Origin of the sequence: Psychroflexus salinarum (assembly GCF_042677225.1) — a bacterium.
Taxonomy (GTDB): Bacteria; Bacteroidota; Bacteroidia; order Flavobacteriales; family Flavobacteriaceae; genus Psychroflexus; species Psychroflexus salinarum.
In genome coordinates this window covers 628252-641416 of the sequence record NZ_JBHTIV010000005.1, presented here as the reverse complement: position 1 = coordinate 641416, position 13165 = coordinate 628252, and the positions used below count along the sequence as shown (strand labels likewise).

Annotated in this window: 11 protein-coding genes; 7 read left to right on the top strand and 4 right to left on the bottom strand. The window is 36.4% G+C overall.

What is annotated here, in order from left to right; translation table 11 throughout:
- Positions 1-173 precede the first annotated feature (173 nt).
- Complete coding sequence (locus ACFQ0R_RS05075; RefSeq protein WP_379657293.1) at positions 174-1331, top strand: serine hydrolase domain-containing protein; 1158 nt, start codon at positions 174-176, stop codon at positions 1329-1331.
- Positions 1332-1497: 166 nt separating this feature from the next.
- On the opposite strand, the gene ACFQ0R_RS05070 is transcribed toward ACFQ0R_RS05075, so the two are convergent.
- The 4 genes from ACFQ0R_RS05070 to ACFQ0R_RS05055 form a co-directional block, all read right to left on the bottom strand.
- Entirely contained in the window at positions 1498-3084 is a 1587-nt protein-coding gene (locus tag ACFQ0R_RS05070; RefSeq protein WP_379657292.1) for a 4Fe-4S binding protein, read from the bottom strand.
- A complete protein-coding gene (locus tag ACFQ0R_RS05065; protein ID WP_379657291.1) occupies positions 3081-4391 on the bottom strand; it encodes an NAD(P)/FAD-dependent oxidoreductase in 1311 nt (436 codons plus the stop codon). The genes ACFQ0R_RS05070 and ACFQ0R_RS05065 overlap by 4 nt, the downstream gene beginning before the upstream one ends.
- Before the next feature lie 78 nt (positions 4392-4469).
- Positions 4470-5177, bottom strand: coding sequence for a TIGR04283 family arsenosugar biosynthesis glycosyltransferase (locus tag ACFQ0R_RS05060; RefSeq protein ID WP_379657290.1), 708 nt, complete (start codon positions 5175-5177; stop codon positions 4470-4472).
- Between the two features lie 5 nt (positions 5178-5182).
- Positions 5183-5911: a DUF547 domain-containing protein gene (locus ACFQ0R_RS05055; protein ID WP_379657289.1), complete on the bottom strand. Its 729-nt coding sequence runs from the start codon at positions 5909-5911 to the stop codon at positions 5183-5185.
- A 251-nt stretch (positions 5912-6162) separates the two neighbouring features.
- Between ACFQ0R_RS05055 and cysQ the strand changes: the two genes are divergently transcribed.
- From cysQ to purH, 6 genes are all read left to right on the top strand, one after another.
- Positions 6163-6963, top strand: coding sequence for a 3'(2'),5'-bisphosphate nucleotidase CysQ (cysQ, locus tag ACFQ0R_RS05050; protein WP_379657288.1), 801 nt, complete (start codon positions 6163-6165; stop codon positions 6961-6963).
- On the top strand, positions 6960-7553 hold the full coding sequence (cysC, locus tag ACFQ0R_RS05045) for an adenylyl-sulfate kinase (RefSeq protein WP_379657287.1): 594 nt from the start codon (positions 6960-6962) through the stop codon (positions 7551-7553). Before cysQ ends, cysC begins: the two co-directional genes overlap by 4 nt.
- A 4-nt stretch (positions 7554-7557) precedes the next feature.
- Positions 7558-8463: a sulfate adenylyltransferase subunit CysD gene (gene cysD / locus ACFQ0R_RS05040; protein ID WP_379657286.1), complete on the top strand. Its 906-nt coding sequence runs from the start codon at positions 7558-7560 to the stop codon at positions 8461-8463.
- A gap of 53 nt (positions 8464-8516) precedes the next feature.
- Positions 8517-9773 (top strand): sulfate adenylyltransferase subunit 1, encoded by a 1257-nt coding sequence (locus tag ACFQ0R_RS05035; protein ID WP_379657285.1) that lies wholly within the window; start codon positions 8517-8519, stop codon positions 9771-9773.
- A 380-nt stretch (positions 9774-10153) separates the two neighbouring features.
- Positions 10154-11209 (top strand): redoxin domain-containing protein, encoded by a 1056-nt coding sequence (locus ACFQ0R_RS05030; protein WP_379657284.1) that lies wholly within the window; start codon positions 10154-10156, stop codon positions 11207-11209.
- A gap of 421 nt (positions 11210-11630) precedes the next feature.
- Positions 11631-13163: a bifunctional phosphoribosylaminoimidazolecarboxamide formyltransferase/IMP cyclohydrolase gene (purH, locus tag ACFQ0R_RS05025; protein WP_379657283.1), complete on the top strand. Its 1533-nt coding sequence runs from the start codon at positions 11631-11633 to the stop codon at positions 13161-13163.
- Positions 13164-13165 lie beyond the last annotated feature (2 nt).

Sequence of the window (13165 nt, the reverse complement as noted above, 5' to 3'; positions counted from 1 at the left end):
TATTTATAGTTTGTTTATAAATCCTGATTGTGTTTATAAAAACCCAAAAAGACTTTTTAATTAAAAAAAAATTGAGAAGAATCTGTCTTCATTTTTAAGATAGTCGAAACAGGTTGGATTTCATCTAAATTGAGTTTACACCTAAACCTTTATTTTTACTGAAATTTATCACCATGAAAACCTTAGGCAGACTTTTAAAATGGATCATTAGCATTATCATACTTATTGTAATTGGACTTTATCTGTCTGGTTACGGCTATATTTTTAAAGGAATTCGCGTAGTATATATGACTGGTCATGATACCGCATTTATTGACGATTATCTCTATTTTGATAATCGAAGTATCGAAAATGGATCTCCGGAACCACTTCCGAAACATCAAAATTACAACAGTGCTGAGGTTCCTCAAAAACTAAAAGATGCGCACGAAACTTATGGAACTATTGGCTTTTTAATTTTCAAAGATGGAAAATTATGGCACGAAGATTACGCAGATGGCTATGGCCCAAAATCGCACACCAATTCCTTTTCCATGGCAAAAAGCATCACTACTTTACTTTTAGGAAAAACTATTGAAGAGGGTTTCATTGAAAGCTTAGACCAAAAGGTAATAGATTTCTATCCAGAATTAAAAGGTGAATATGCCGACCAGATGACAGTTGGAGATTTAGCATCAATGGCTTCAGGTTTGAACTGGAACGAAGATTATTATTCGCCTTTTTCGATCACAGCACAGGCTTATTATGACGAGAATTTACGAGATTTAATATTGAATCTAGCTGTCAAAGAACAACCTGGGCAAGAATTTGATTACCTCAGCGGGAATACTCAATTACTGGGTATGGTTATCGAAAAAGCTACGGGTCAAGAACTTTCCAACTATTTAGGCGAAAAGTTTTGGAAGCCTATGGGTATGGAAAATAATGCGTACTGGCAGGTGGATAGTGAAGAAAACGGCATGGAAAAGACCTATTGCTGTATATCTTCAAATGCAAGAGATTTTGCCAGAATGGGGTTATTAGTATTGAACAAAGGTAAGTGGAATGGGAAACAATTATTGAATGAAAACTTTATTGAAAAATGCATCAATCCCCGCTTTGAAGAAGATCCACAGTATGGATATGGGTTTTGGCTTGAGGAAAGTGGCGGCAGACCTTTTTTTGTAATGCAAGGTATTTTAGGGCAATATGTTATTGGCGACCCCCAAAAAAATATCTTGATTGTACGCTTGGGTCACGAGAGAGAATCCAAATCTAGCGAGCAAGTTTTTCCATCCGACTTTTATAAATATCTGAATGGTGCTTATCAAATGATGAGAGAAGCCTCTTAAAAGTTGAATTTTAGACTTAGCTTTAAAATGCTTATTTTTTTTTGGGCCTTCGCATCTGTATCTACCTTCCAAACAGAACGAAGGCAGGACTGCAATTTTTAAAACCATGACCGAGGATTTATTAATACATTTTAAAAGCTGATTTTTGTTTAGTTTGGAAAAAAAATTACTTATTCTGATTCACCAAATCCATCAAATCCACATCGTTTCCTAAGAGAATTTCTTTAGAATTGATTCTGCCTTTTGGATCATCGTTTTCAAGTTTTAAAACACCTCGCGGACAAACCGACGCACAAATCCCACAGCCCACGCAGGAAGACCTTACAATGTTCTCCCCTTTTTGGGCGTAAGCTCTTACGTCGATGCCCATTTCGCAGTAGGTAGAACAATTTCCACAGGAGATACACTGACCGCCATTGGTGGTGATTCTGAATTTAGAAAACAAACGCTGCTGAAAGCCTAAAATAGCCGCCATAGGACAGCCAAATCTACACCAAACACGGTTTCCAAAGATCGGATAGAATCCTACGCCAACCACTCCAGAGAAAATCGCACCTATCACAAAACCATAAGTAGAACGTAAAGTTTCAGCTTCAAAAAGAAAAACTTTACTGGTCATTCCAGAGAAATAAAGCGCAATTAAAGAAAGAATTAATATAAAAAACCCTATCGCGGCATATTTGGCATCCTTCTGCAATTGCTCCCTTTTATAAATCATCGTCCAGGCAAACACGATCGTTAATAAACTACCTACACTTATCAAAAAAGCATTTCCTGACAGCCAGTAGCCTCCCCCATTCAAATATGAATAGACCACTGCTGTGGTCATCACCACCACAAATACAACTACAGAATGGACCAACCAGCGTTCCAGTTTCCACGCATTTTGAGATTTATCACTTAAATGGCGAAACGGATCTCCGGCAGTTTCTGCCAAACCTCCGCAGCCACATACCCAAGAGCAATACCAGCGTTTACCATATTTATAAGTCAAGATTGGAGTAATCACCAAAATAGAAAGCACTCCAAAAATCAGTAAGACAATACCGACAGTTCCAGCGCTGATGAATTCATCTACTCTGTATTGCTCGAAGTTGTAATAATTCAGTGGCCAGATATTGACCAGGTTATAATAAGGTAATGAAAAATCATCGTTGTTGAGTCTGGCCATCACTTCGGGAATGATAAAAGCGAATCCCAATTGAAAAAACATCACCGAAAAGGTTCTTAAACGCTGATAGCTATTGTGTCGATATTTCCAAAGGAATTTAAAACCAAATCCAAGAATGGCCAACGTATATAAAGTCCCGTAGACAAACCACTGGCTTGCAGGATTCCCACTCAAGGCTTTACTCAAGGGGTCAAACAGTGCAACGATTCCTGTGTTTTCTCCATCGCTATTCAATCCAAGCAGACTTGGATAAAAATAAAGAACGATATAAAATCCTGTAAACACCAGGCCTACGATATAAGCCCAGAATCCACGATTGGTTAAGGATTTAAAATACACCCCATCATTTTTGATACCGGCAGTTTTACCAGCATAACTGGCTTTCGTGTACCATATTATTCCTGCAGCAACCATGACTAAAGATAAAGTTAGCCAAAGTACCTGAGGCTGAAATCCTATATTAAATGCCGATAAAGTCAGGATAAAAATTCCGGCTAGGCCTAGTGCTGCAGATAGTTTTTGTTGAACATTTAAAGCTTCCGGCGCATTTCCTGTGACTGACATATTCACATCTAAACTCATAACTCTATTGTATTAAATTCCTGTTCAAATTTCTTCTGAATTTGGTCCTCGTAAGCTTCAAAAAATTCGGGATCAAAATTGGCTTTCTTCAGGTTTTTTATAACCTCGTCCACTATTGCTTCTTTGGTTAACCAGTAATCAAAAACCTCATGCCTTAATCGAATTCCAAAGGTGTTGATGCCTTTAAAAATTCTCGATTCCTCTTCAAAATGAATATGAATGCATTTTCTACCATCTTCATGTTCCCAGTAAAAATCAGTCTGACCATCTTTAGGTGTGTTGAACACCCAGCCGTAGGTCTGGTATTCTATATCGAAGAACTTCGCAGAATTAAACCAATGTCCAGGCTTATATTCCATAGGGTTTCCGCAAAGTGTTTGCGCTAAAGTCTCTCCCATCATCCGCCCTGTATACCAAACTGCTTCGACAGATGGTCGATTGCCGATAGTTTCACGCTGTTCTGCACAGTCCCCAATGGCATACACATCCGGCTCGCTAGTTTCCAGCATTCTGTTCACCAAAACCCCACGATTTAATTCAATAGAGCTTGATTTCAAAAACTCAATATTAGGCGAGACACCAGGCGTCAATCCCACTAAATCACAATCCACAATTTCTCCGTTTTCTTTGATTTTGACGGCTTTTACTTTACCATTTTCATCACTTATGATTTCGTCAAGATTAGTATCGAGTCTTAAATCTATATGATGCTCATGAATGTGTCGTTCTAAAAGTTGAGCTTCTTCATCTGGCAAAACATTGTTCCAAAAATGTTTTTCACGCACCAAAAAAGTCACAGGAATATTTCTTGTCGACAGCATTTCTGCCAGTTCAATTCCTATCAAACCTCCACCTAAAATTACCGCTCGTTTACAAACTTTATTATTGGGAGCGTAATGTTCTAGCTTCTCTAAATCTTGTTTACTGTACAATCCTATAACGCCTTTAGAATCCTGACCTTTCCAACCAAATTTATTGGGTTTGGAACCACAAGCGATGACTAATTTATCATAAGAAAATTCTTCTCCTGACTCAAATTTTAACTGCTTTAGCTCAGTATCGACATGCTTCACATGAGCTTGTTTCAACTCCAGTCTGTTTTTCTTCCAGAATTTATCTTCGTAAGGCTTCAAATGGTTCCATTTCATATGCCCCATATAAACGTACATCAATGCTGTCCGAGAAAAGAAATGTTCACTTTCAGAAGAAATCAACGTGATTCGTTTGTCGGATAGTTTGCGGACATGCCGAGCCAAGGTCACTCCAGAAATGCCGTTCCCTATAATGACAATATGCTCTTGTTTCAAACTACTCAGGTTTTAATTATACACTAGTCAGAAGAATAATGTTGAAATTACTAAAGTTTATTCAAAAGTAACGCAATCTCAAACTTTAGTTGGTTTATTGTTGATATGCTTTTCATAAAATCTGTAAAGTTCTTCTGAATTTGTTCCTAACCATTTCTTGAGGTAAATCGCCCAAAACATCAATTGCAATTTCAAGATTCCTTTCTCCTCAAATCGCCTTGCAGATGTTGAAATCCATTTCGGAATCACATCAAAATTGGTGTGTTCATAAATGGGTTTCAGGATTTCGTGATCTTCATAAATCAGAAAGTCTTCGTTGTAACCACCAACCTTTTCAAAAAGAGATTTAGTTATAAATAGACTTTGATCGCCGCCTCTACAGGATCTTGCCTTAAACTTTGTCAACCAACTTATGAACTTCAACCAAGGATGTTTGCTTCTGAATTTCATTTGGAAACACCCCGCTTCATGTCCATTTTTGATAGAATTTACAATCAGTTCATCAAATTTTCTCGGGGGTAAAGAATCAATGTGCAAGAAATATAAGATGTCACTTTTGGCTTTTTTGGCACCAAAATTCATCTGTTTAGGTCTTCCTTTTGGGCTTACAAAAACCTGAATGCCTTCTACTGATTTAGCTTTCTCAGCCGTATCATCAGCACTTCCCCCATCGATGACTAGGATTTCTTTCACCAGTGAAGACGCGCTAATTCTCTTCTGAATTTCTTGCAAATTAGCTTCAATAATTTCAGCTTCATTATAAACAGGGATGATAATACTAAGCATTCAGTCTACTTTTCGTTCAATTTCCAGGAATACGGCAAATAACTAATAGAAGCGTCTTCATTAATTTTTTCTTTTGAATATTGATTAATAAAATCAATCACAGATTGGCCATTTTTTTCAAAATCTGAAGCATACCATTTGAAAATTTTTGAGAGCTCAACTTTGGTTTTAGACAGTTTGTTTTTATCGGAATTCACAAATGACTTTGATGCAGTATTTAATTGTTCATCCAATTTGTCAGCTACATAAGCCTCGTTTACCAACTTTGGACAAGACTCTGAAGCACAATTCACAGCAAAATGAACTCTGGGATCACCCATTTTCAAAAGCATTCCTTTTTCGATATCGTCTAGAGAATAGCCTTTCCCTCCAATTTTAGCAAACTCCATACTAAATGGGTTGCTGAAAAATCCACCAATATCTCTGATGCTTTCCAATGGATAATTATCGATGATTAATTTGACGGTGAATGCATTGTAAGCATTAATGAGATAAGCCTTCTTTTGATTATCAGTCCACGATTTTTCTGGTAAATTTTTGTTGAGTAAATCCAGATAAGCATCAAGCTTATTTTCATTTTCCCTGAAAGCTTTATAGTCTACGTTGCCTTTTTCATTTACATAAGTTTTAAGTAATTTCTCCCATTGTTGATGCTTATGAATGTCTTGAGCACGAAGTTGATCAAGGCCTAAAATAAATATAGTGACTAAAAGGATATGGTAGAATGTTCTCATAAGTTTTTGTTTACGTACGACCTTCGATAATACGAAGTTCACTATTAGTTTATAAACATGAGTCCAACTTGTATCAAATTCAGAATAAATTTAACAGAGAAATAATTTGATTACAATTTGAATAGTCTACTAAAATGGTAGAAATTATATACTTTTACCAAATATTTTATTTAGAGTTAGCTAAATGCTTGTAAAATAGGCTTAAAGATAACTTTAAAAGCATGAGATTTAAATATATAACCAACAAATTAATGAACGAAAACCATCTAAAAGCTATTAAAGCTTCTATAAAAGCAGGAGATGCTATCATGGAAATCTACCAAGAAGATTTTGATGTTGAATATAAGGATGATGCCTCTCCGCTCACGCAAGCCGATAAAAATGCAAATGCGGTGATTATGTCTTATTTAGAGACGACATCTATACCTATCATAAGCGAAGAGAATAAAGAAATTGACTACTCAGAAAGAAAGTCCTGGACGAAATGCTGGATTGTAGATCCACTAGATGGCACCAAAGAATTTGTAAAGAAAAACGGTGAATTTACCGTTAATATAGCCTTGATAGATCAGCAAAAACCTGTGTTTGGAGTTATTTATGTTCCTGCTCAGCGCCTGCTTTACGTAGGTGATGTTGAAGCTAAACAAGCTTTTAAGGTTGCAATTTCTGAAGACGACTCTGATATCGTTTATCTTTTGGAAAAGGCGTCAACTTTGAGACCTAGCAAAAATTCGAATCCGCTGAGGGTAGTTGGCAGTCGTTCTCACATGAATCAGGATACCCTGGATTATGTTGATGGATTAAAAGATAAGTATCAAAAACCAGTTGAAATCGTTTCCAAAGGAAGCTCCCTAAAATTTTGTTTGGTTGCAGAAGGAGAAGCCGATGTTTATCCGCGTTACGCCCCCACTATGGAATGGGACACAGCCGCCGGGCAAGCCATTTGCAAAGCAGTAGGACTGGAAGTGATAAGCCTGGACACGAACAAAGAAATGCTTTACAATCGTGAAAATTTATTGAACGGATACTTTCACGTAAAAACTGAATTATGAGCAAAAACATCGTCATTCACGATTACGACATTTCCAGATCCAAAAGGAATAAAGTGAACGGCCACGAGTCTTTCGTGCTTTGGTTTACTGGATTATCTGGCTCTGGAAAATCTACCATCGCCAATAAAGTTGAAGAAGAATTATTTTATAAAGGCATAAGCACTTATGCTTTGGATGGAGATAACATTAGAAGTGGTATCAATAAAGGACTTGGCTTTAGCAAAGAAGATCGACTGGAGAACTTAAGGCGAATTTCAGAAGTTGGAAAACTGTTTGTAGACGCAGGCATTGTGACCATCGCTGCCTTTGTTTCGCCGTTGATTTCAGATCGTGAACAAGTCAAAAAAATCTTAGGTAAAGAAGACCTCATTGAAATTTTTATCGATACCTCTCTGGAGGAATGTGAGAAACGTGATGTTAAAGGCCTTTATAAAAAAGCAAGAGCTGGTGAAATCAAAAATTTCACAGGGATAGATGCGCCTTATGAAGCACCAAAAGATCCTGAAATTCATATCCAAACCGAAACTACTGAAGTGGACCAAGCTGTCCAACTCATCATTAATTATTTAGAAGAAACACATAGAATTTAACTTCATGAGAACGTATTATTTAAATTATTTAGAAGAACTCGAGTCTGAAGCCATTTTTATCTTGAGAGAAGTTTGGGCTCAATTTCAAAATCCAGTTATTTTATTTTCTGGAGGAAAAGACTCCATTTTGGTAACACATTTGGCTAAAAAAGCCTTTCATCCGGCAAAAATTCCTTTTGCCCTGATGCATGTGGATACGGGTCATAATTTTCCTGAAGCGATTCAGTTTAGAGATGATATCGTTGAAAAACTTGGTGTCAACCTTATAGTAGGTTCGGTTCAAAAATCGATTGACACAGGTAGAGTGGCTGAAGAAAAAGGTAAAAATGCCACCAGAAATGCCTTGCAAATTACCACCCTTCTCGACACGATTGAAGAACATAAAATAGACTGTGCGATTGGCGGAGGGCGAAGAGATGAAGAGAAAGCCAGAGCTAAAGAGCGGTTTTTTTCTCACAGAGATGAGTTTGGGCAATGGGATCCAAAAAATCAGCGCCCGGAATTATGGAACCTGCTGAACGGAAAATACTTTGAAGGCGAACATTTCCGTGCATTCCCCATAAGCAACTGGACAGAAATGGATGTTTGGAATTACCTCACCAAAGAAAACATTGAAATCCCCTCACTTTACTTAGCTCACGAACGTGAAGTGGTGAAAAGAAACGGATCCTGGATTCCAAATTCAGACTATTTGGTTCTGGAATCTAACGAAGAAATTGTTAAAAAGAAAATTCGGTTCCGAACCCTTGGAGATATTACCATCACTGGCGGAATAGAATCTGACGCCGATACCATGGAAAAAATTGTCGAGGAGGTTTCTACCATGAGAGAAACCGAACGTGGCAACCGAAGTGACGATAAACGTTCAGAAACTGCCATGGAAGACCGTAAAAAAGACGGTTACTTCTAGAATCTTTTTACTCAAAAAATTTTATAACTCTGATTACAAAACTGACTCATACGATGAAAATAGATAAAAATCAACTGCTTAGATTTACCACTGCTGGTAGTGTTGATGATGGAAAAAGCACGCTTATTGGAAGATTACTTTACGATTCCAAATCCATATTTGAAGACCAACTTACAGCGGTAGAAAATTCAAGCAAGCAAAAAGGTATTGAGGGTGTAGATCTTGCCATGTTTACAGATGGTCTTAAAGACGAACGTGAACAGGGCATTACCATAGATGTAGCCTACAGATATTTCACCACACCTAAACGTAAATTCATCATTGCCGACACACCTGGACACATCCAATACACCAGAAACATGGTTACTGGTGCTTCTACCGCCAATGCTGCCGTCGTTCTTATAGATGCAAGACATGGTGTGATAGAGCAAACCAAAAGACACACCTTCATTGCTTCTTTACTGAACATTCCTCATATTATTGTTTGTATCAATAAAATGGATTTGGTGGATTATTCTGAAGACACCTTCAACACGATTGTAGAGCAGTTCGAAGAATTCTCATCAAAATTACTGATCAAAGATGTCCGCTATATTCCAATAAGCGCATTGAATGGGGACAACGTCGTGAATAGATCTGAGAACATGCCTTGGTTCCTGGGTTCACCGATGCTTCACGAGCTAGAAACGCTGCACATCAGCAGTGACATCAATAAAATTGATGCTAGATTTCCAGTTCAAAACGTATTAAGGCCACAACGAAAAGGATTTGAAGATTACAGAGGTTATGCGGGTAGAATCGCTAGTGGAATCTACCGAATTGGTGATGAAATTGCAGTACTACCGTCTGGATTTACATCAAAAATTAAAACGATAAACGCAGGAGAGAACGAAGTTAATGAAGCTTTTGCTCCTATGTCTGTCGCAATGACTTTAGAAGACGATATCGACATCAGCCGGGGAGATATGATCGTAAAAGTGAACAATCAGCCAGAATTATCACAAGAATTTGATGTGATGCTTTGCTGGCTGAACAATTCGCCTGTCAAACCCAGAACTAAATACACCATTATGCATACGTCCAACGAGCAAAAAGCAGTCATCAAAGAGATTGTCTACAAAATGGACGTGAACACCTTCAAAAGAAGTGAAGATGACAAAGATTTAAAGATGAATGATATAGCACGAGTCAAACTTAAAACGTCTCACCGATTGATGCTCGATAGCTATAGAGATAATAGAAATACAGGGAGCATTATTTTGGTAGACGAGTCTACAAAAGAAACGGTTGCTGCGGGGATGATTGTTTAGACAAAAAATTTCAAGCAGTCGATTTGAGCTCCCTATTGTATACTGAAGAAATAAAAAAATAGATTATCAAATAGACCTCACAGTCCCGAAAATTCGAGACTGTGAGGTCTAAGTTTTTAGATGGGTGTTAAAACTCAAACTATATTTTTAAACCCATAACCACTTTAAGTTTAACTTTTCGCCTCCTTTAACCTCCTCAATTTCTTTCTCTAGCTTTTGAATATATTTACTTTGGGAGTCTTGGATGAACTCTGGGATGGAATAAACGTTATTGGTTCCGTTTTTTACTCCAATACCAAGAAAAGGTGCTTATAGAATATTAACTTAGGAACAAACTAAGATTAATGTTATAAGTTTGTTCCTATTTTTATACAAAGACTATGACCTCATTATTACCTATTAGACCGATATTTATATTAATAGCTTTATTTTTTGTAATTTCTTGTAAACAGGAAGAAGAAAACTTTTTCATTACTGGTAAAGTCAATGGAGACTATTCTGGACTCCTATTTCTATACTATCAAGGCGAGGGTAGGAAAGATAGCATACTTGTAAAAAATGGTAAGTTCAAATTCAAAGGAAAGGTGGAGCATCCCACAGAGGCTAGTATATCGACAGAAGGAATGTCCTCTTGTGATAAAAATTTTTTTATAGAAAATGTAGATATGGTTGTTGATATAACTATTGAAGAAAAAATGATTAGAGAATACGAACTTAATATGGTTTATATAGATACTGTATTGGGAACCAAAACTTCGAAAATTGCTTATGATTTCCAGAAGTTCAAAGAAACTTATAAAAAAGACTCTGATTGGAACAAGAAGCTATATACCAAAGTTGATGAAATTATTAGAAGGAATCCTAAGCATAGGTATTCAGCAAATTTATTAGATGAAGTTAGTTATGATTCCGTTTTAAGCTATAAGCAATTACAAAAGTTGTATAGCAATTTAAATTTGGAACATCAGGATTCACTTCGCATAAAGACACTTGAGTATAATATATTTCCAGAAAGAAGGGTAGAAATCGGAGATTCTTTAAAAGATTTTGAGCTACCTGATACAAACGAGCAACTTTTGAGTACCAAAGAATTTAGAGGCTCTTTATTGCTTATTGAATTTTGGGCATCTTGGTGTAAGCCATGTAGGAAGAGTTTTCCCAAATTGTTATCGATAGCCAAGACATATAAAGATTCAAACTTCAAAGTTTTAGGGGTTTCTATTGATCAAAATAAAGATAAGTGGCTCAAGGCAATTGAAGATGACAAATTAACTTGGCCAAACGTTATTGATACGGGTGGTGAATTTGGAAAAACAGCAACTGATTTTGGCATTTTTGCCATTCCCAATAATTTTCTTATTGACAAAACTGGAAAAGTTATTTCGAAAGATATTCCTTTAGAAGAGTTGAAAAAAATACTAGATTCTATTCAATAATTTTCAGTTTCTTAAATAAAAAAACTAATAAGCTTTCCCTATGATTTCAAGCCTAAACCAAGTCGAAGTAAGAGAATAATGAGATGGGTACTTTTGTAAGAGTAAAGCATGATAGAAAATTTGACTATCAGCATTTTCATCTAGAAACAAATTAAAAAGTAAAGAAACATAGGTTATGTAAGTCCGATTGGAGTCGATAATTTTCAAACTACTGTAAATAGCCTTTTGAACTAAGCTAAGGTTATATTTTTCACGATTACACATAACTATAACTGATTATTAATTTCAATTTTAAACCTGTCTTTAAAAAACTAAGGCAGGTTTTTATTGAAGCTGGTTTTTTTATAAATAATTGATAGCCAACAATTAGATATTCCTTAGCAAAGTCATACTTTTGCAGCATCTAAAAAAGAATCTTAAAATGGCTCAAGCTAAAGGAATAAAATCTGCTTTAATTTCGGTATATCACAAAGAAGGTTTAAGACCTATTGTAGAAATTTTAAACCAGTTGGGTGTCGAAATTTACTCGACTGGTGGAACTGAAAAATTTATTACAGATCTTGGAATAAATGTAATTCCTGTAGAAGATATCACCTCCTACCCTTCTATTTTAGGAGGTCGAGTAAAAACTCTCCATCCTAAAGTTTTTGGAGGTATTTTAAACCGAGGTGAAAATGCACAAGATCAGGAAGAATTAAAGTCTTACGATATTCCTCAGATTGATTTAGTTATAGTTGATTTATATCCCTTTGAAGATACCGTAGCTTCTGGAGCGAATGAACAAGATATTATTGAAAAAATCGATATTGGAGGTATTTCGCTTATCAGAGCAGCTGCTAAAAACTTTAAGGATGTGCTTTGCGTGTCCTCAAGACAAGATTACTCTTCTTTAGAAGAAATTCTGAAAGAAAACAAAGGCGTTGTAAGCCTTTCACAAAGGAAGAATTTTGCAGCCAAAGCATTTCAAATTTCATCGCATTACGATACAGCTATTTTCAATTATTTCAACACCACTGAAGCCATTCCTACTCACAAGCAAAGCTTTGACAAAGGGAAAGAACTTCGCTACGGCGAAAACCCACATCAGCAAGGTTTTTTCTTTGGAGATTTTGAAAAAGTTTTCAATAAACTACACGGTAAAGAATTGTCTTACAACAATCTGCTAGATGTAGATGCTGCTGTTAATTTAATGTCAGAATTTCATGGAGAAGACCCAACTTTTGCTATTCTTAAGCACAATAATGCTTGCGGATTGGCTCAAAGAAATACTATTCACCAAGCCTATCTAGATGCTTTAGCTGGTGATCCCGTTTCAGCGTTTGGTGGAATATTGATTTCAAATTCAGAGCTAGATAAAGCTACTGCAGAAGAAATTCATAACCTCTTTTGCGAAGTTGTGATTGCACCTAGCTTCACAGATGAGGCGTTGGAAATCCTAACCAAAAAGAAAAACCGAATTATTCTGGTTCAGAAAGAATTTCAATTTTCAGACAAAATCGTTAGAACTTGCCTCAACGGTGTTTTAGTTCAGGATAGAGATGCAAAAACTGATGCTTTTGAAGATTTGAAAACAGCTACAAAACTATCACCTAGTGATACTCAGGTGGAAGATCTATTATTTGCTTCCAAAATATGCAAGCACACCAAGTCAAATACCATTGTACTGGCAAAAAACAAGCAATTGCTAGCAAGTGGGACTGGACAAACTTCAAGAGTTGATGCTCTGAATCATGCTATTGAAAAGGCTTTGAATTTCAAATTTGATTTGAAAGATTCGGTTATGGCAAGCGATGCTTTCTTCCCATTTCCAGATTGTGTCGAGATTGCTGGCAACGCAGGAATCACTTCTGTAATCCAACCTGGCGGGTCTATTAAAGACGAATTGAGCATCGACTATTGCAATGAAAATAATATTTCCATGGTGATGACAGGAATACGTCATTTTAAGCATTAATT